This is a genomic window from Caulobacter sp. SL161 (assembly GCF_026672375.1).
GTDB lineage: Bacteria > Pseudomonadota > Alphaproteobacteria > Caulobacterales > Caulobacteraceae > Caulobacter.
Window position 1 is genome coordinate 190,617 of sequence record NZ_JAPPRA010000001.1, and the last position, 17,254, is coordinate 207,870.

Here is a 17,254-nt window from a genome sequence, read left to right on the forward strand (position 1 = left end):
GCGCGCTATCTAAGTGTTCGCGCCCCTAAACGCCAGCTTTGGCTCAACTATTCGCCGCGAAGGTCCGCACAAAGGCCTTCACCGACGATCCATCCGCGGGCAGACGCTCGAATTTTTCCGGCTTCTTGGAGAGGTCGGGCGTGGCGCGCGGGGTCGAGGGCAGCAGGCCCGTAGCGGCCTGAACCGCCTCGGGGAACTTGGCTGGATGGGCGGTCGACAGCACCACGACGGGGATGGCCGGATTGATCCGGACGCCCTGGGCGGCGGCCAGGCCGACAGCCGTGTGCGGATCGACGACCTCGCCGGTCTCGTTCAGCGTCGAGAGCATGGTCTTGGCGGTGTCGGCCTCGCTGACTGACGCGCCGCGGAACAACTCGCGCATCCAGGCATGGGCGGCGGGCGGGATGTCCAGCAGGCCGGTGTCGGCGAAGGCGCGGAAGGCTCTGCCGGTCTCGACCCCGTCACGACGCACGGCCTCGAAATACAGGCGCTCGAAGTTCGAAGCGACCTGGATGTCCATGGCCGGGCTCTGGGTCGCGGCGACGGCGCCGCGCGAATAGCGGCCGTCCTCGAAGGCGCGCGCCAGGATGTCGTTGGAATTGGTGGCGGCCGTCACCGAATGGATCGGCAGACCCAGGGTCTTGGCCACGAAAGCGGCGTAGGCGTCGCCGAAATTGCCGGTCGGCACCACGAACGCCACCTCGCGCGCCGGGGCGCCCAGGGCGACGGCGGCGGTGAAGTAGTAGACGCTCTGGGCCGCGATCCGCGCCCAGTTGATCGAGTTGACGCCCGACAGGTCCACGGCGTGACGGAACTGGTCGTCCTGAAAGGCCTGCTTGACGATGGCCTGGCAGTCGTCGAACGAGCCCAGCACCGAGACGCAGGCGACATTGGCGTCGGTCGCGGTGGTCATGAACCGGCGCTGCACCTCGCTGATGCGGCCCTCGGGGAAGAGCGCCACGATGCGGGCGTTCTTGCGGCCCCGGAACGCCTCGACGGCCGCGCCGCCGGTGTCGCCCGAGGTGGCGCAGATGATGGTCATCTTCCGCGACTGCCGCTCCAGAACGTAGTCGTAGAGGCGGCCCAAGAGCTGCATCGCAACATCTTTGAACGCCAGGGTCGGACCGTGGAACAGCTCCAGCAGATAGCGGTTGGGCGTCAGTTGTTTGACCGGAACCACGGCCGTGTGCGCGAAGGTGGCGTAGGCCTCCTCGCACATCTGGGCCAGGTCTTCCCTGGGGATGTCGTCGCCCACGAACTTGCCGACCACGGCGGCGGCGACCTCGGCATAGGGCTTGCCGGCGAAGGCGGCGATCTGCTTGGCCGTGAAGCTGGGCCATTCGGCGGGCACGTACAGGCCACCATCGGGGGCCAGGCCGGCCAGGACCGCGTCGAGGAAGCCGATGGGTGCGGACTGGCCGCGGGTCGAAACGTAACGCATCAGGGTCTCAGTCTCCGCCAGAGCATGGCGGCATAGATAACCAGCAGGGTTACGGCAAGACCAAACCACGTAAGGGCGTATTCCAGGTGCCGATTGGAAATTTCTGCCGGTAGCGGCGCAGGCGTCAGACCGGCGGGCGCGGGCGTTTCCTGTTCAACCATCAGCACCAGCGGGGCGGGCTTGCGATCGGCGAAGCGCTCCAGGACCTTGGCGCGGTCGCCGCCCAGCTGCTCGATCGGGCTGAGCACGCCGACCACACGCCGAGGGGCCGCAAAGGCGCGCGGCGCCGGCGCCACCTGGCCGGTCAGGCCGGGCACGACGCCGCGATCGACCAGGATCATGTTGTAGGGACCGGCCAGCACCGCGCACGGGGACTGGGCGCGCCAGACGACGTCGCCGTCACGGACGCCATAGACCAGCGGCAAGGGCTCTCCGCCAACATCGCCGCAGTCGACGCTGACCCGGGTCCAGGCCAGATCCTCTGGCCGCGCCTCGGCGGTCAGCACCTGGACCAGCGGCAGGGCCGGTGCGGTCTTCAGCGCCTCGAGCCGGGCCAGAACGCCCTCCTTCCAGTGAAGGCGCTGCAGCTGCCAGCTCCCCAGGCCGCACAGGATGGCGAAAGCGATGGCGGTGGCGATCGTCAGGCCGATGGGAAAGCGTCTCTTGCCGGTCGAAATCTCAGACATGGTCGCGTCCCGCCTCCGAGGCCTTCTGCGCGATCTGGGCGGCGACCATCAGGCCCTTGGCCGGACGCATCAGGCCGAGGCTGATCGCCACCACGGCCGGCAGCCAGACCACCAGCGACACCCAGACCGGCCAGTTCCAGGCAAACATCGAGAACAGCGCCCCAAAGGCGCAGATCGCGCCGGCGATCAGGATGACGAAGGTCGCCGCGCCGTCGCCGGTCTCATGCTTGCCAAGGTCAAAGCCGCAGGCCTCGCAGCGGGGCGCCACCTTGAGAAAGCCGTCGAACAGATAGCCCTCGCCGCAGTGGGGGCACAGACCGCGCGCGCCGGCGGCGTAGGGGTTCACTTTTGTCATTCGAACCTTGGCCCGAAATCCACGCCCTTCGACAAGCTCAGGGTGAGGATTTCTATGTCGTCGACAGTCGCCCTCATCCTGAGCCTGTCGAAGGACGAGGGCGGCGCACCGCCCTCAAACGAAAAAGGCCCGGAACGCTGTCTGGCGTTCCGGGCCCCCATGGATCTTCTGATCTAGTGGGCCGAGGCCCCGAAGATCACGTAGATGAACGCGAACAGGAACAGCCAGACCACGTCAACGAAGTGCCAGTACCAGGCGGCCGCTTCGAAGCCGAAGTGCTTCTGGGGCGTGAAGGCGCCGGTCATCAGGCGGATCAGGCAGACGATCAGGAACAGCGTGCCCACGAAGACGTGGAAGCCGTGGAAGCCCGTGGCCAGGAAGAAGGTCGAACCATAGAGGCCCGAGTTGGCGGCGGCTTCCGAGTAGAACAGCTGCTCGTGGTTGATGTGGGCGTATTCATAGACCTGGATGGCCGTGAACAGGCAGCCCAGCACGATGGTCAGGATCAGACCCCACTTGGCGCCCTTGCGGTCGCCGACCTGCAGCGCGTGGTGCGCCCAGGTGACCGTGGTGCCCGACAGCAGCAGGGTCAGGGTGTTGATCAGCGGCAGATGCCAGGCCGAGACGGTCTCGACGCCGGCAGGCGGCCACGCGGCCCAGGCGGTGCGGACTTCTTCGATCGTCGAGAGGGTGCGCGCCTCGTGGAACAGCGCCATCTCGAAGAACATCCAGAACCACGCTACGAAGAACATGACTTCCGAGGCGATGAAAAGGATCATGCCGTAGCGCAGGCCGATCGACACGACCGGGGTGTGATCGCCGGCCTTGGATTCCTTGGCCACGTCGGCCCACCAGCCGAACATCGTGTAGAGGATGCCGGCCATGCCTGCGGCGAAAATGGCCCAGTTGCCCTTTTCGATGCCGAGCACGCCGCCCTTGAGCCAACCGATCAGGCCGATGGCCATGACGGTGGCGGCGGCCGAGCCCACGAAGGGCCACGGGCTGGGCGGAAGGATGTGGTAGTCGTGTTTGACGGCGCCGGCCATGTTGCTGCTAACCCTTATATCCCTCTGAGCACGGTCGCTGGTCCCCCCGCGCCGTGTTCTCTGTAAACGCTATAGACCTCTCGACGGTGCGCCGCCAAGGGGGTCCACGATGCGAGGCGTTGTCGCGGCCGCGACTTGCCCCGGCTTGTCGTCGTCGACCGCCGGGAAGAAGGTGTAGCTGAGGGTGATCTCAGGCTTTCCCTTCGTTTCAGGGTCGTCCGCATATTGGGGATCCACGAAATAGACGACCGGGAACTCCACGGTCTGTCCGGGCTGGATCGTCTGGCTGGTGAAGCAGAAGCATTCCAGCTTCTGGAAGTACGGCCCCGCCTGTTCCGGCACGACGTTATACAGCGCCCGACCGGTGATCGGCTTGTCCGTGGGGTTGGTGACCTTGAAGAAGGTCAGGCCCGTGTCGCCGATGCGGATATCCTGCTTGGGCTGCAGCGCCTGGAAGCGCCAGGGGAGCTCGCGGATGTTCGCGTCGAATCGCACGGTGATCTTGCGATCCAGAACGCGCGTCGGCGCGGTCTCGGCCCGGCGGACCGTGCCGTCAAAGCCGGTGACCTGGCAGAATAGCTTGTAGAGCGGGACGGCCGCATAGGCTGCGCCGATCATGCCGACAAAGGTCGCCACGCAGATCATCGCAACCTTCTTGTTGCGACGCGCCATCTGCTGCTGCGGGGTGAGATCGTCCTTAGATGTGGGGGTTTGCGACATTTCCGCCGAGCCTCACGAGGGTGACCACGAAAACGAGAACGACGAAGGCGACGAGGCCCAAGGCGAGGGCCAGGTTGCGTCCGTCACGGGCTTTCTTGGCGGCCTGCTGCGCCGCGTCGGTTTCGACCGGTTTATTCACTTCAGGAGCTCCAAGGGGCGAACGCCCGTGACCGCCTCGCCCAAGAGGGCGGCGAACAGGGCGAAGAGGTAGAGAATCGAGAAGGCGAACAGATTGCGGGCGGCCTTGGCCCCGGCGGCCTTCTCATCCTCGGTGACGTCATAGAGGGCGCGGTCGGCCACGCGCGGATCGGCGGCGTCGCCGGCCTTGCTGGCGAACACACGCCAGGCCAGCAGCAGGAACACCAGGCCGCCCAGACCCGACACCGCCAGATAGATCGGGCCGCCCAGGCCCGTCAGCACCGGCGACAGGCAGATCGGGAACAGGATCAGGCTGTAGAGCAGGATCTGCTTGCGGGTTTCCCGCGCGCCCTTGACCACCGGCAGCATCGGCACGCCGGCCTTGGCGTAGTCGGTGGTGACGTACAGCGACAGCGCCCAGAAGTGCGGCGGGGTCCAGAAGAAGATGATCGCCACCATCAGCCAGGCGTTCAGCGGCGCCGAGCCGGTGGCCGCAGCCCAGCCGATGGCGGGCGGCAGCGCGCCCGCAAGGCCGCCGATGACGATGTTCTGCGCCGTCCAGCGCTTGAGCCACATCGTATAGACGACCGCGTAGAAGACGATGGTGAAAGCCAGAAGGCCCGCGGCCAGCCAGTTCACCGCAAAGCCCAGGAACATCACCGACAGCAGGGACAGAACCACGCCCAGGGTGGCGGCTTCCTCGCCCTTGACCTTGCCGGCCGGGACGGGACGGCCGCGCGTGCGGCGCATCTGGCGATCGATGTCGGCGTCGTACCACATGTTGAGCGCGCCGGACGCGCCTGCGCCGACAGCGATGCAGAGCACGGCGATGGCCGCCAGTACGGGATGGATCGGCGCGCGTGCGGCCAGGAGGCCCGTCAGACCGGTGAAGACCACCAGCGACATGACGCGCGGCTTCATCAGCTGAAAATAGTCCTGCCAGCGTGCGGTTTCCGACGAATCCCGCAGCGGGGTCGTCTCGGCGCTGTCAGACGTCATGGCGGCTGTCTTTGACATCGATCCAAAACATACAGGTCTTGAACAGGCGAGGGGCGCGGCCCGGACCCTTAAGGATCCCGCCCGCGCCCCCCTTTTAGGTCCGGTTACGGACGACGGTTCACCCTAGTGGTGGTCGTCGGCCTTGATCACCGGCGGTTCGCTGAACTGGTGGAACGGCGGCGGCGAGGACAGGGTCCATTCCAGCGTGGTTGCGCCTTCGCCCCACGGGTTGGCCTCGGCCTTGCGGCGACGGATCGCCGCTTCGATCAGCACCAGCATGAACACGCCGACACCAACGACGGTGATCATGTAGCCGACCGACGACACGTAGTTCCACAGCGTGAAGGCGTCCGGATAGTCGACATAGCGACGCGGCATGCCTTGCAGGCCCAGGAAGTGCTGCGGGAAGAAGATCAGGTTCACACCGACGAACATGATCCAGAAGTGCAGCGCGCCCAGGAACTCGTTGTACTTCACGCCCCACATCTTCTCGAACCAGTAGTAGAAGCCCGCGAAGATGGCGAACACCGCGCCCAGCGACAGCACGTAGTGGAAGTGCGCCACCACGTAGTAGGTGTCGTGCAGGCTGTAGTCGATGCCGGCGTTCGACAGGACGACGCCGGTGACGCCGCCAACCGTGAACAGGAAGATGAAGCCGATCGCCCACAGCATGGGCGTCTTGAAGCTGATCGAACCGCCCCACATCGTGGCGATCCAGCTGAAGATCTTCACGCCCGTCGGGACGGCGATGATCATCGTGGCGGCCACGAAGTAGGCGCGCAGGTTGATGCTCATGCCGACGGTGTACATGTGGTGCGCCCACACGACGAAGCCGACGAAGCCGATGGCGACCATCGCGTAGGCCATCGCCAGGTAGCCGAAGACCGGCTTCTTGGAGAAGGTCGAGACGATGTGGCTGATGATGCCGAAGCCCGGCAGGATCAGGATGTACACTTCCGGGTGACCGAAGAACCAGAACAGGTGCTGGAACATGACGGGGTCGCCGCCGGCGGCCGGATCGAAGAAGTGCGTGCCGAAGTTACGGTCGGTCAGCAGCATGGTGATGGCGCCGGCCAGGACGGGCAGCGACAGCAGCAGCAGGAAGGCGGTGATCAGCACCGACCAGGCGAACAGCGGCATGCGGTGCAGGGTCATGCCCGGCGCGCGCATGTTGAAGATCGTGGTGATGAAGTTGATCGCGCCCAGGATCGACGAGGCGCCGGCCAGGTGGAGCGACAGAATCGCCAGGTCCATGGCCGGACCCTTGTGACCGATGGTCGACAGCGGCGGATAGATCGTCCAGCCACCGCCGAAACCGGCGCCCGGGCCGCCGTCGACGAACATCGACAGGACCAGCAGGATCCAGGCGGCCATCAGCAGCCAGAACGAGATGTTGTTCATCCGCGGGAAGGCCATGTCCGGCGCGCCGATCATGATCGGAACGAACCAGTTGCCGAACCCGCCGATCATGGCGGGCATGACCATGAAGAAGATCATGATCAGGGCGTGGGCGGTGACCACGGCGTTATAGCCGTGCTTGCCCTTGAAGATGCCCATCTGGGCCAGCATGCCGGTGTCGGAGAACACCTGAATGCCCGGCTCCATGAGCTCCCAGCGGATCAGGCCCGAGAGAGCGCCGCCGACGATGCCCGCCATGATGGCGAACAGGATGTACAGCGTGCCGATGTCCTTGTGGTTCGTCGAAAAGAACCAGCGGGCGAAAAACGGCGGCTTGTGGTCGTCGTCGTGGGCGTGGTCGTGAGTGTCTGCGGCGGAAGCCATCTGACGTCTATCCTACGATCGTATTCTTAGGCCGCCGGCGCGGCGGGAGCCGCGGCCGGAGCGGAAGCGGGGGCGGCCGGAGCCGAGGCGGGGGTCGCCGCGGCTTCAGCCGGAGCGGCCGCGGGCGCGGGCGGAGCGGTCTTGGACTTAACCCAGGCGTCGAACTCGGCCTGCGTCACGACCTTGATCTCGATCGGCATGTTGGCGTGGTCGACGCCGCAAAGCTCCGAGCACTGGCCGTAGAACACGCCGGTGCGCTCGGCCTTGAACCAGGTTTCGTTCAGGCGGCCCGGAATGGCGTCGGTCTTCAGACCGAAGGCCGGCAGGGCGAAGGCGTGGATAACGTCGGCGGCGGTGACCTGAACGCGGACGACCTTGCCCACCGGCACGACCATGGCGTTGTCGGCGGCCAGCAGGTACGGGACCTTCTTGGCGTCTGCCTGTTCCTTGGTCAGCGGCAGCGAGATGATTTCGCTGATCTCTTGGTCCGGATACTCGTAGCCCCAGTACCACTGATAGCCCGTGGCCTTCACGGTCAGGTCCGGCTTGGGCATGTCGTTGTAGTGGAACAGCAGGCGGAACGAGAAGATGGCGATGACCATCAGGATCAGGACCGGCACGACCGTCCAGATCACCTCGATCGTGGTGTTGTGGCTGAACTTGGCGGGGACCGGGTTCGCTTTCTTGTTGTAGCGAACAACGATCCAGATCAGCAGGCCCAGCACCAGCAGGGTGATGGCCGTGATGATCGGCATCAGGATCACATTGTGGAACTGGATCGCGTGGTGCTTCAGCTCCGATGCGGCCGGCTGGAGGTCAATGGCCCCCGGCGTCGGCTGACCCATCAGATCTTCAGCGAGCGCGTGACCCGCGAACATCATCGTAGCGGCGAGGGCGGACGCGCCCGTCATGATCCGCCGAATCCCCGAAAATTGCGCCTTCATATCCCTCACGGCCCGTTTCGGCGGCGATTTGAGCCCGATCAAGGCCCGCGCCGCGCCGACATGCACATTACGACTGTCGATAAGGTCCTGCGCAATCGACTTCACTCAAAATGAGTCGCGCGTCGACGCCCAGCCCTCCCGATTGTCGGTCCGGAGGCTGCATACGCGCATCGCCAGCCCTTGCCAAGCGCCAGAGCCCACGCGCTGAGCATGGGAACAGCCCGTTATCCCCGCCCCGAGGGGGTTCAGTCGCGAATGCCTCTCAGAAACCCCCGAATTCGGCGTCCGGATCATTACGTATCATTCATGAGTAGGTACCTTGCACCACTCAGTACCGGGCGGTACAAGGGAGCATCAACGGAGGCAAGGACGCCGTGCCGGAAACAATTGAAATCCAACTGAAGAAAGGCGTGCTGGCGCTCTGTGTGCTGGCCCTGCTCTCGCACGCCGACAGCTACGCCTACGAGATCGCCAGCAGGCTCACGAGGGACATCGATATGGGGGAAGGGACGATCTATCCGCTGATGCGCCGCATGCAGTCGGATGGCCTGGTCGAGACCTATCTGGTGGAAAGCCAGAGCGGCCCGCCGCGCAAATACTACCGCCTCACCGCCGCCGGGCGCGAAAGCCTGGCGCAGCAGAAGGCCGAATGGACCGCGTTCGCCACCGCGGTGAACAACATCGTGGGAGCCGCAGCATGACCCGCGCCGAGTTCATCACCCGCCTGCGCCGGGGCCTGTCGGGCCTGCCGGCCACCACGATCGCCGACATCGTCGCCGATCACGAGGCGCACTTCGCCGACGCCCAGGCCGCCGGTCGCACCGAGGCCGAGGTCGCCGCCGCCCTAGGGGATCCGGACCGTCTGGCCCGCGAACTGCGCGCCGAGGCCGGCCTGAAGCAGTGGGAGGAGAAGAAGACCCCGTCCAACGCCATGGCCGCGATCATCGCCTTGATCGGCCTGGGCGCCATCGACGTGATCTTCCTTTTGCCCCTGCTGATGGGCGTGCTGGCCACGCTGTTCGGCTTCCTGGTGGCCGTGGTGACGATCTTCTTCGTCGGCGGCTTCATCTTTGCGGCCGGTCCGCTGGCCGCACCGCCCGGGGGACCGGTCACCGCCTTCCTGATCGGCATCGGCCTGATGGCCGTGGCCACCTTCATCGGTTCGCTGCTGACGGTGGTGACGGTCGGGGTCTTCAACGCGGTCGTCTGGTACGCCCGCCTGCACTTCCGGCTGCTGAAGCCGGCCATGGAACAAGCTTGAGCGGAGAGGAGGGGACCATGTTGATCCGCAATACGCTCATCGTCGCCGGGGCGAGCTTCGCCCTCGCGGTCGGTTGCTTCGCCGGGGTGGCGGCCATCGCCGGACCCGAACTGATGAAAAGCGGCTGGACGATCCCGTTCGGGGACGAGGCCAATGTCACCATCACCGACGACAACGGTCGGGTGATCCGCACGGTGCGTCACGTCGGCGCAGGGGGCGCGCCCTCGCCGATCGTCGATCGCAACCTGCCCTGGACCGGGAAGGACACCTTGATCATCGACCTGCCGGTCGACGTGGTGTTCGTCCAGGGCGCCGAGGCCAAGATCGTGGTCTCCGGACCCAAGTCCTATGTCGATCGGCTTAAGGTCGCCGGGGGCCGCATCAGCCTGGATGACGTCAACCTCGCCGAGCGCGCCGTGGTGACGCTCGGCCCCGACGGGCTGCAGGTGCGCCACGACCGCGACCGGATGAAGATCACGGTCGTGGCGCCCGACGTCACCCGCTTCGAGGTGCGCGGCTCCGGCGATCTGGATATCCGCCGCTACGAACACCCGGCCCTGGGCCTGGACATCTCGGGCAGCGGCGACGTCGAGGCCGAGGGCAAGGTCGAGACGATCACGCTCGACAACGCCGGCTCGGGCTATGCCGACCTGGCCGCCCTGAAGGCCAAGGACGCCACCATCGACGTCTCGGGCAGCGGCGGCGGCGCGGTCTTCGCCACGGACAAGGCCAAGATCGACATCTCCGGCAGCGGCGATGTGGAGCTGCGAACCGAGCCCAAGCTGGTGACCAGCGAGATCACCGGCTCGGGCGATATCCGCCGCGAGTACTGATCCGCGACAAAAGGGGCGGGGTGACGAGCGCGTTCGGAAGTCTTACCTGTAGGACCATGAACGCTCCGATCCCCGCCTCTTCCCTGTCGATCCTGGACGCCGCCGGCGTCGATCCCGACCGCACCCGCGCGATCCTGGGCGAAGCCCTGGCCGGCGCCGACGACGGCGAACTGTTCCTCGAACGCTCCGAGAGCGAGGCCTTCGTCTTCGACGACGGACGCCTCAAGAGCGCCTCCTATGATTCGGGCGAGGGCTTTGGCCTGCGCGTGGTGGCCGGCGAGACGGCCGGCTACGCCCACGCCGCCGAGATTTCCGAGGCCGCCATCCGCCGCGCCGCTGATTCGGCGAGCCTGGCCAAGCGTGGCCACGCCGGCGTCAGCGCCGAAGGACCGCGCGCCACCAACGAGAAGCTCTATGGCGAGGACAATCCGGTCAGCGCCCCGGACTTCTCCGACAAGGTCGCCCTGCTGCAGGAGATCGACGCCTTCGCCCGCGCCCGCGACCCGCGCGTCGTGCAAGTGATGGCCTCGATGGCCGGCGAGCGCCGCGTCGTCGAGATCCTCCGCGCCGACGGCCGGTTGATCCGCGACGTCCGCCCGCTGGTGCGCGTGAATGTCCAGGTCACTGTCGAGAAGGACGGCCGCCGCGAGAGCGGCTCGTCCGGCGCCGGCGGCCGCGCCGGCTTCGCCGCCTGGATCAGCCCCGACAAGTGGCAGGATCAGGTCGATGAGGCCCTGCGCATGGCGCTCGTGAACCTGGACGCCGTCGCCTGCCCCGCCGGCGAGATGGACGTGGTGCTGGGCCCCGGCTGGAACGGCGTGCTGCTGCATGAGGCCGTCGGCCACGGCCTGGAAGGCGACTTCAACCGCAAGGGCATCAGCGCCTTTTCAGGCCGCATCGGCGAGCGCGTGGCCGCCCCCGGCGTCACCGTCTTCGACGACGGATCGATCCCCGGTCGCCGCGGCTCTCTGACCGTCGATGACGAGGGCACCCCCACCGAGCGCACCATCCTGATCGAGGACGGCATTCTCGTCGGCTACATGCACGACCGGATGAGCGCCCGCCTGATGGGCATGAAGGCCACCGGCAACGGCCGCCGTCAGTCCTACGCCCACATGCCGATGCCGCGCATGACCAACACCGGCATGCTGGCCGGCGACCACGATCCGCAGGAGATGATCGCTTCGCTGAAGCGCGGCCTCTACTGCGCCAATTTCGGCGGCGGCCAGGTCGACATCACCAACGGCAAGTTCGTCTTCCAGTGCACCGAGGCCTACCTCGTCGAAGACGGCAAGATCACCGCTCCGGTCAAGGGCGCCACCCTGATCGGCGACGGCCCCAGCGCCCTGACCCGCGTGACGATGATCGGCAACGACTTCGACTTCGACCCGGGCATCGGCGTCTGCGGCAAGTCGGGCCAAGGCGTGCCGGTGGGCGTGGGTCAGCCGTCGCTGAAGATCACCGGCCTGACCGTGGGCGGGACGGCGGTCTAGGGGCGGCGCCGAAAGCGCCCCCTCCGTCACGATGCTTCGCATCGCGCCACCTCCCCCGTTTTACGGGTGAGGAGAAGATGCCACCGCAACCCTCCTGCCCCGCCTGCGGGGGAGGTGGCGCGGCGGAGGGGGCGTTTTTCTAAAGCCGCCGCTCCAGATACGTCACCGTCTTCTTCCCGCCATGGATCTCGGCCGTCCCCACCGGGACAAAGCCAAGCGCCGCATGGAAGGCGTCCGAGGCGGGATTGGGCGGGTCGGAATTGACCTCGCAGACGATCCGCTCGTGTCCCGCCGCCTTGGCCGCGGCGAAGAGGTCGTCATAGAGCGCCTTGGCCAGCCCCCTGCCCCGCGCACTGTCGGCGACGACGATGCGGTCGACATAGACGAACGTCGGATAGCGGGCGCGGAACCACAGGAAGTTGGGGCTGTCGTAGTCGGCGTCCTGGTCGAAGGTCAGCAAGAGGGCGTCGGCCACGCCCACACGCCGCGCCAGGAACGCCTGTGCGACCAGATGCGCCAGCCGTTCGGGCTCCAGCCAGGACAATTCCACGGCGTGGGCGTTGTTCAGCGCCAGCAGCGCCGCGCCGTCGGGCGCGTTCAGATCAGCGAGGGCGAGGGGGATCGAAAGTCGGCTCATAACGTCACCTGCGCCTGGGTCCCACGGCGGACGGGTCGCGGCCCGGCGCCACCTTGCAAAGGTTTAATCCACCTGTCCGGCTTGTAACTTTCCTCAACGGCGCCCGGCGGGCACCGTCGATCTCAGGACGCCATTGTCCGGACCTTTCGGGTTGGGAACGGAAGCGGTCCCCGCGGTTTGAGCCACCGCGAGGACCGTCCCACCCGAAGGTGAGACGTGGTCCCCTCCACGTCTCCGCGAGGGGCCCCGGATCGTCGCCGGGGCCCCTCTTTGCTTAGGTCGCCCCGCTTTAGGCCTTCTTGGGCGCGCCGACGTCGTCGGCGCCGTGCGACCACTTCTTGAGGACCGGCGACAGCAAGAGGAAGCCGATCCCGATCGCGACCGCCACCAGGCCGATGATGTTGAAGACCTTCAGCGACGCGGCCAGGGCCGCGCCGGGGTCCAGCACCTGGCCGCCGACCGTCTCGGTGGCCGCCAGACCGGCGATCTTGCCGCCGACCCACTGGGCGATCGCCACGGCCAGGAACCAGACGGCCATCATGAACGACACCACCGAGGCGGGCGACAGCTTGGTCATCTGCGACAGGCCGACCGGCGACATGCACAGCTCGCCGGTGGTGTGCAGCATGTACATCAGCACCAGGAAGATCAGCGGCAGCTTGAAGGCGCCGTCGGCGAAGGTGGAGCCCCACTGCAACAGCAGGAAGCCCGCGCCGACCTGGATCAGGGCCAGGCCGAACTTGATCACCGGATTTGGATCCTTGCCGCGCGCGCCCAGGAACGTCCAGACCGCCGCGAACACGGGCGCGAAGATCAGGATCCAGCCAGCGTTCAGCGCCTGGGTCTGCGGGGCGTTGAAGCTGGTGTCGACCCAGAAGGTCGAAGCCGCGTCGATACCCGCCTTGGCCAGCTGATCGGGCGTGGCCAGGGTCACCGCGCCGCTGAACAGCCGGACCGGCTCGCGGACGAGATCCAGCTGGACATTGGTGGCGGCGAACAGGCTGAGCGACGAGCCGGCCTGTTCGAACAGGGTCCAGAACACCACCGCGCCGAAGATCAGGAACACGGCCAGCGCCAGGCGCTCGCGCTCTTCCTTGGCGCACTTGGTGAACATGAAGAAGCCGATATAGCCCAGCGAGGCCAGGATGCCGATGTTGAGGGCGACCCCGACGATGGCGTTGAACTGCACCAGGAAGAAGATCCCGATGAGGCCCACCAGAGACAAGCCGTAGATGGCCAGCTCGCGGTTGATGGGACCGGCGACCTTTTCCTTCAGCACCTTGGGCTCCGGCGGCTCGGCCTTGCCGTCCAGCCAGGGCTTGCCCAGCACGAAGACGATGAAGCCGGCCAGCATGCCGATCCCGGCCAGGCCAAAGCCCGCCCACCAGCCGACATTGACGCCCAGCAGGCCGCAGAGGATCGAGGCCCAGAACGAGCCCAGGTTGATGCCGTAGTAGTAGAGGGTGAAGCCCGGATCCCGGCGCGGATCGCCCTGCGGATAGAGCTGGCCGACGATGGTCGAGATATTCGGCTTCAGGAAGCCGACGCCCAGGATGATCAGCGACAGCGAGAACCAGAAGATGTTCAGATACAGCGGGTCGCGACCGGTGACGTCCAGCTTGTAGTCCGACTTGGGCAGCACGGCGGGCAGCGGCGCGTTGGCGGGCAGGCCCTTGATCTCGAAATCGCCGACCTTGGTGGCGGCGACCTCGTAGGCCTTGCCGTCGATCACCAGCTTGGCCTCGCGGTTCTGACCGCGGCCCTCGGCCTGGAACTCATAGGTTGCGCCCTGATAGGTCAGGGTCTGGACAGCGGGCTTGCCTTCGACCGCCATGGCCAGGTGGCCGGCGACCAGAAGGACGGCGCCGAACGCCACGGCCTTGCGCGTGCCTAGCCACTTGTCGGCCAGGAAGCCGCCCAGCAGCGGCACCAGATAGACGAGCGCTGTGTAGGACCCGTAGTGCCCTGACGCCGTCTTCGGATCGAACAGGAAGTGCTGCGTGAGGTAGAAGATCAGGATCGCGCGCATGCCGTAGTAGGAGAAGCGCTCCCACATCTCGGCCAGGAAACAGATGATCAGGCCGCGCGGATGGCCTTTGAGCAATTGGACAAGGACCGGGATGCCGGTCACGAGCGTGACCAGGATGCCCACGGCGATAACGATGTTCATACGCTAGCCTTAGAACGTGACGAGAGGCGGAAACTGACCCCCCATTTGGTCAAATCGTCCCCGCCGGCCCCAATTTGGCGGCGAGAAGACCACGCGGGAGAGGGTTTCACAAGCAACGCCTTGCGTGGGCGCCAGAGCCCAGGCCCGCCATGCCCGATCCAGAACGGGAAACGGGCGACGCAGATACCCCCGACCGCGACATTGCGCCCCCTTGATCGAAACCGCGAATTAAGGCGCTTTTAACCCTTGGGAGCGCGACCATCGCCCCAGCGTCCGCCAGAGACGCACGGAGGAAACCATGGCCTACGTCTCCTATGATCAGGCTGTTCACGCGACCGCAATTCGACCGCAACGCCGCCTCGCCTGGGGCCGGCTTCTGGCGCTCGCCGCCACGGTCGGGCTTTGGATTGGTCTGATCGCAGCGGTTCGGGCGATTCTCTGATCAGCCTCTCGCGGACGACTAGTACGCGCAGTCGGTGAAGACGCGATCGATGTCTCCGCCCCAGGCGCCGTTGTACAGCGACAAGAGCTTCTCGGCCGGGGTGATCCCGCTGTCGGCGATCTGCTCCAGCTCGCCCATATAGATCGTCTCGTCCAGGAAGCCGCCGTTCAGCAGGGCGCGATTCTTGAGGCCAGACTTGGCGATCGCGACGAAGTCCTTGGCCACGTCCTGGACCGTGCGGCCCGCGACCTTGGCCTTGAGGCCAAGCTTGGGCACGTCGCGACGCAGGCCCTCGCGATCCTCGATCGTCCAGTCCTTGCAGAGGTCCCAGGCGGCGGCGAGCGCGGCGTGGTCATAGAAGACGCCGGTCCACAAGGCCGGCAGGGCGCACAGACGACTCCAGGGGCCGGCGTCGGCGCCGCGCATTTCCAGATAGGTCTTCAGGCGCACTTCGGGGAAGGCGGTCGTGGTGTGGTCGGCCCAGTCCTTCATCGTGGCGATCTCGCCCGGCAGCTCGGGCAGCTTGCCCTCGATGAAGTCGCGGAACGACCGGCCGGCCACATCGATGTACTTGTCGCCGCGTTTGACGAAGTACATCGGCACATCCAGCGCGTAGCGGGCGTAGCGCTCGAAATCGAAGCCGTCCTCGAACACGAAGTCCAGGAGGCCAGTCCGGTTGGGATCGGTGTCGGTCCAGACATTGGCCCGGGCTGACAGGAAGCCGTTGGGCTTACCTTCCGTGAACGGAGAATTGGCGAACAGGGCCGTGGCGATCGGCTGCAAAGCCAGGCTCATGCGGAACTTCGCGACCATGTCGGCTTCGCTGGAGAAGTCGAGATTGGCCTGCACCGTGCAGGTGCGCAGCATCATGTCGAGGCCCAGATTGCCGACCTTGGGCATGTAGTTGCGCATGATCACGTAGCGCCCCTTGGGCATCACCGGCACCTGCGCGCGCGTCCACTTGGGCGAGAAGCCCAGACCCGTAAAGCCCAGGCCCAGCTCGTCGGCGACGGTCTTGACCTCGTCCAGGTGCTGGCCGGTCTCCTCGCAGATCTCGTGCATGGTCGACAGCGGCGCGCCGGACAGTTCGAACTGTCCGCCCGGCTCCAGGCTGACATTGGCCCCGTTGCGCTCGAGGCCGATGATGACATCGCCCTCCATGACGGGCGTCCAGCCAAAGCGCTGCAGCCCGGTCAGCAGGGCGTGGACGCCCTTGTCCCCCTCGTAGGGAACCGGTTCGTGTGAGCCCAGATAGAAGCCGAACTTCTCGTGCTCGGCCCCCACACGGAAGGCCGCCTTGGGCTTGGAGCCCTTGGCGAAATAGGCGGTGAGGTCGTCGAGCGTCAGCTGACGCTCCTGAACGCTAGCGGTGTCGGCCATGCAAGCCGTCCCTCCCCAGGGTGTTGCGGTGCTGCGGAAAGAGAGGGCCCATGCTCTCCGCCGACGGCGATCCTAATCGGTCACGCCCAGTTGGGCGTTTTCTTTGCGAACCTCAAGGGGCCACCTTGAGCTTATCTGCGGACTACCGCCAATCCCCGGCAGCAGCCTGCCAGAGAGTCATGGCCGAAATGGCCGCCGTGTCGGCGCGCAGGATGCGCGGGCCCAGCGACACCGGCGTGACGAAGGACAGCCCGCGCAGGCGCTCGCGCTCCTCGGGCGCGAAGCCGCCTTCGGGCCCGATCAGGATGGCGGCCGGGCCGCCGGTCCCCGCCAGGGCCTCGATCGCGGGCCTGGCGTCGCCGCCCTCGTCGCAGAAAACCAGGCGTCGGGCCGGATCCCAGCCGTCCAGGATCTTGTCCAGCTTCTCGGGGTCGGCCACCTCGGGCACGTCCAGGCGGCCGGTCTGCTCGGCGGCCTCCATGGCGATAGCGTCGAGACGCCCCAGCTTGACGAAATCGACATTGGTCCGGCGGGTAATGGTCAGGCGCACCCGGCGCGCGCCCAGCTCAGCGGCCTTCTCGACGATGGTCTCGACCCGACCGCGCTTGACCATGGCGACGATCAAATCAAGGTCCGGACCCAGATGCATCGGCCGCGTCTGTTCCTCGGCCTTCAGCAGGCAGCCGCGCTTGGTGGCCTCGATGATGGTCGCGCGCCACTCGCCGTCGCGGCCGTTGAACAGCAAAAGCTCGGCGCCGACTGACAGACGCATCACCGAGGTCAGGTAGCGCGACTGGTCGACGGTCGGGACGACGCCGGCCCCGGCGGAAAGGTCGTTGGGAACGAACAGACGGATCATGCCGTCCTTCTAGCGCAACTCGAGCGCCTGAGGCGAAAGTGTAAAGCGGTTTCGCCGCCCGAAGGCGC

Annotated in this window: 18 protein-coding genes and 3 pseudogenes; 5 read left to right on the forward strand and 16 right to left on the reverse strand. The window is 66.4% G+C overall.

All coding sequences use genetic code 11. The annotated features are described in order from the left end of the window. Positions 1 to 43 precede the first annotated feature (43 nt). From thrC to coxB, 10 genes and pseudogenes are all read right to left on the reverse strand, one after another. Positions 44 to 1,441, reverse strand: coding sequence for a threonine synthase (thrC, locus tag OVA11_RS01045; protein ID WP_268065642.1), 1,398 nt, complete (start codon positions 1,439 to 1,441; stop codon positions 44 to 46). Next, positions 1,441 to 2,127, reverse strand: a complete 687-nt coding sequence (locus OVA11_RS01050) for an SURF1 family protein (protein ID WP_268065643.1) — start codon at positions 2,125 to 2,127, stop codon at positions 1,441 to 1,443. The genes thrC and OVA11_RS01050 overlap by 1 nt, the downstream gene beginning before the upstream one ends. Then, a complete protein-coding gene (locus OVA11_RS01055; RefSeq protein ID WP_096034432.1) occupies positions 2,120 to 2,482 on the reverse strand; it encodes a DUF983 domain-containing protein in 363 nt (120 codons plus the stop codon). Before OVA11_RS01055 ends, OVA11_RS01050 begins: the two co-directional genes overlap by 8 nt. A 6-nt stretch (positions 2,483 to 2,488) precedes the next feature. Next, positions 2,489 to 2,581, reverse strand: a pseudogene (locus OVA11_RS01060) (hypothetical protein); the annotation flags it as partial. A gap of 74 nt (positions 2,582 to 2,655) precedes the next feature. Continuing rightward, positions 2,656 to 3,528 carry a cytochrome c oxidase subunit 3 gene (locus OVA11_RS01065; RefSeq protein WP_268065644.1) on the reverse strand — a complete coding sequence of 291 codons (873 nt, stop codon included), beginning with the start codon at positions 3,526 to 3,528 and terminating at the stop codon, positions 2,656 to 2,658. Positions 3,529 to 3,597: 69 nt separating this feature from the next. Next, on the reverse strand, positions 3,598 to 4,248 hold the full coding sequence (locus tag OVA11_RS01070; RefSeq protein ID WP_268065645.1) for a cytochrome c oxidase assembly protein: 651 nt from the start codon (positions 4,246 to 4,248) through the stop codon (positions 3,598 to 3,600). Further along, positions 4,226 to 4,387 (reverse strand): hypothetical protein, encoded by a 162-nt coding sequence (locus OVA11_RS01075; protein ID WP_268065647.1) that lies wholly within the window; start codon positions 4,385 to 4,387, stop codon positions 4,226 to 4,228. The genes OVA11_RS01070 and OVA11_RS01075 overlap by 23 nt, the downstream gene beginning before the upstream one ends. Continuing rightward, the gene (cyoE, locus tag OVA11_RS01080) at positions 4,384 to 5,403 is read right to left on the reverse strand and encodes a heme o synthase (protein WP_268065649.1); all 1,020 of its coding nucleotides are present in this window, start codon (positions 5,401 to 5,403) and stop codon (positions 4,384 to 4,386) included. Before cyoE ends, OVA11_RS01075 begins: the two co-directional genes overlap by 4 nt. 105 nt (positions 5,404 to 5,508) lie before the next feature. Continuing rightward, positions 5,509 to 7,167, reverse strand: coding sequence for a cytochrome c oxidase subunit I (ctaD, locus tag OVA11_RS01085; protein WP_268065651.1), 1,659 nt, complete (start codon positions 7,165 to 7,167; stop codon positions 5,509 to 5,511). Positions 7,168 to 7,193: 26 nt separating this feature from the next. Next, positions 7,194 to 8,111 (reverse strand): cytochrome c oxidase subunit II, encoded by a 918-nt coding sequence (coxB, locus tag OVA11_RS01090; RefSeq protein ID WP_268065653.1) that lies wholly within the window; start codon positions 8,109 to 8,111, stop codon positions 7,194 to 7,196. 374 nt (positions 8,112 to 8,485) lie between these two features. On the opposite strand from coxB, the gene OVA11_RS01095 reads away from it, so the two are divergent. Genes OVA11_RS01095 through tldD form a run of 4 tightly spaced genes read left to right on the forward strand, consistent with a single transcriptional unit; the run spans position 8,486 to position 11,698 of the window. Beyond that, a complete protein-coding gene (locus tag OVA11_RS01095) occupies positions 8,486 to 8,812 on the forward strand; it encodes a PadR family transcriptional regulator (RefSeq protein WP_010921237.1) in 327 nt (108 codons plus the stop codon). Next, positions 8,809 to 9,372: a DUF1700 domain-containing protein gene (locus OVA11_RS01100; RefSeq protein ID WP_268065655.1), complete on the forward strand. Its 564-nt coding sequence runs from the start codon at positions 8,809 to 8,811 to the stop codon at positions 9,370 to 9,372. Before OVA11_RS01095 ends, OVA11_RS01100 begins: the two co-directional genes overlap by 4 nt. Beyond that, on the forward strand, positions 9,369 to 10,205 hold the full coding sequence (locus tag OVA11_RS01105; protein ID WP_268065656.1) for a GIN domain-containing protein: 837 nt from the start codon (positions 9,369 to 9,371) through the stop codon (positions 10,203 to 10,205). The genes OVA11_RS01100 and OVA11_RS01105 overlap by 4 nt, the downstream gene beginning before the upstream one ends. A 56-nt stretch (positions 10,206 to 10,261) precedes the next feature. Beyond that, positions 10,262 to 11,698, forward strand: a complete 1,437-nt coding sequence (gene tldD, locus OVA11_RS01110) for a metalloprotease TldD (RefSeq protein ID WP_268065658.1) — start codon at positions 10,262 to 10,264, stop codon at positions 11,696 to 11,698. A 26-nt stretch (positions 11,699 to 11,724) separates the two neighbouring features. On the opposite strand, the pseudogene OVA11_RS19755 reads toward tldD, so the two are convergent. The 4 genes and pseudogenes from OVA11_RS19755 to OVA11_RS01125 all read right to left on the reverse strand — a co-directional run. Beyond that, positions 11,725 to 11,816, reverse strand: a pseudogene (locus OVA11_RS19755) (hypothetical protein); the annotation flags it as partial. Positions 11,817 to 11,837: 21 nt separating this feature from the next. Continuing rightward, entirely contained in the window at positions 11,838 to 12,335 is a 498-nt protein-coding gene (locus tag OVA11_RS01115; protein WP_268065660.1) for a GNAT family N-acetyltransferase, read from the reverse strand. A 289-nt stretch (positions 12,336 to 12,624) separates the two neighbouring features. Beyond that, positions 12,625 to 14,505 (reverse strand): peptide MFS transporter, encoded by a 1,881-nt coding sequence (locus tag OVA11_RS01120; RefSeq protein ID WP_268065662.1) that lies wholly within the window; start codon positions 14,503 to 14,505, stop codon positions 12,625 to 12,627. Between the two features lie 9 nt (positions 14,506 to 14,514). Beyond that, positions 14,515 to 14,857, reverse strand: a pseudogene (locus OVA11_RS01125) (hypothetical protein). On the opposite strand from OVA11_RS01125, the gene OVA11_RS01130 reads away from it, so the two are divergent. Continuing rightward, entirely contained in the window at positions 14,804 to 14,947 is a 144-nt protein-coding gene (locus tag OVA11_RS01130) for a hypothetical protein (RefSeq protein WP_015923270.1), read from the forward strand. The pseudogene OVA11_RS01125 and the gene OVA11_RS01130 sit on opposite strands and share 54 nt — an antisense overlap. Before the next feature lie 18 nt (positions 14,948 to 14,965). Here OVA11_RS01130 and OVA11_RS01135 read toward each other — a convergent pair whose 3' ends face one another. Then, on the reverse strand, positions 14,966 to 16,327 hold the full coding sequence (locus tag OVA11_RS01135) for a glutamate--cysteine ligase (RefSeq protein WP_268065664.1): 1,362 nt from the start codon (positions 16,325 to 16,327) through the stop codon (positions 14,966 to 14,968). Positions 16,328 to 16,469: 142 nt separating this feature from the next. Further along, on the reverse strand, positions 16,470 to 17,186 hold the full coding sequence (locus tag OVA11_RS01140; RefSeq protein WP_268065666.1) for a 16S rRNA (uracil(1498)-N(3))-methyltransferase: 717 nt from the start codon (positions 17,184 to 17,186) through the stop codon (positions 16,470 to 16,472). Between the last annotated feature and the right edge of the window lie 68 nt (positions 17,187 to 17,254).

What these genes read in the sequence shown, in the direction of transcription:
- thrC (WP_268065642.1), bottom strand. Translation starts at nt 1,441, where the DNA reads ATGCGTTACGTTTCGACCCGCGGCCAGTCCGCACCCATCGGCTTCCTC.
- OVA11_RS01050 (WP_268065643.1), bottom strand. Translation starts at nt 2,127, where the DNA reads ATGTCTGAGATTTCGACCGGCAAGAGACGCTTTCCCATCGGCCTGACG.
- OVA11_RS01055 (WP_096034432.1), bottom strand. Translation starts at nt 2,482, where the DNA reads ATGACAAAAGTGAACCCCTACGCCGCCGGCGCGCGCGGTCTGTGCCCC.
- OVA11_RS01065 (WP_268065644.1), bottom strand. Translation starts at nt 3,528, where the DNA reads ATGGCCGGCGCCGTCAAACACGACTACCACATCCTTCCGCCCAGCCCG.
- OVA11_RS01070 (WP_268065645.1), bottom strand. Translation starts at nt 4,248, where the DNA reads ATGTCGCAAACCCCCACATCTAAGGACGATCTCACCCCGCAGCAGCAG.
- cyoE (WP_268065649.1), bottom strand. Translation starts at nt 5,403, where the DNA reads ATGTCAAAGACAGCCGCCATGACGTCTGACAGCGCCGAGACGACCCCG.
- ctaD (WP_268065651.1), bottom strand. Translation starts at nt 7,167, where the DNA reads ATGGCTTCCGCCGCAGACACTCACGACCACGCCCACGACGACGACCAC.
- coxB (WP_268065653.1), bottom strand. Translation starts at nt 8,111, where the DNA reads ATGAAGGCGCAATTTTCGGGGATTCGGCGGATCATGACGGGCGCGTCC.
- OVA11_RS01100 (WP_268065655.1), top strand. Translation starts at nt 8,809, where the DNA reads ATGACCCGCGCCGAGTTCATCACCCGCCTGCGCCGGGGCCTGTCGGGC.
- tldD (WP_268065658.1), top strand. Translation starts at nt 10,262, where the DNA reads ATGAACGCTCCGATCCCCGCCTCTTCCCTGTCGATCCTGGACGCCGCC.
- OVA11_RS01115 (WP_268065660.1), bottom strand. Translation starts at nt 12,335, where the DNA reads ATGAGCCGACTTTCGATCCCCCTCGCCCTCGCTGATCTGAACGCGCCC.
- OVA11_RS01120 (WP_268065662.1), bottom strand. Translation starts at nt 14,505, where the DNA reads ATGAACATCGTTATCGCCGTGGGCATCCTGGTCACGCTCGTGACCGGC.
- OVA11_RS01130 (WP_015923270.1), top strand. Translation starts at nt 14,804, where the DNA reads ATGGCCTACGTCTCCTATGATCAGGCTGTTCACGCGACCGCAATTCGA.
- OVA11_RS01135 (WP_268065664.1), bottom strand. Translation starts at nt 16,327, where the DNA reads ATGGCCGACACCGCTAGCGTTCAGGAGCGTCAGCTGACGCTCGACGAC.
- OVA11_RS01140 (WP_268065666.1), bottom strand. Translation starts at nt 17,186, where the DNA reads ATGATCCGTCTGTTCGTTCCCAACGACCTTTCCGCCGGGGCCGGCGTC.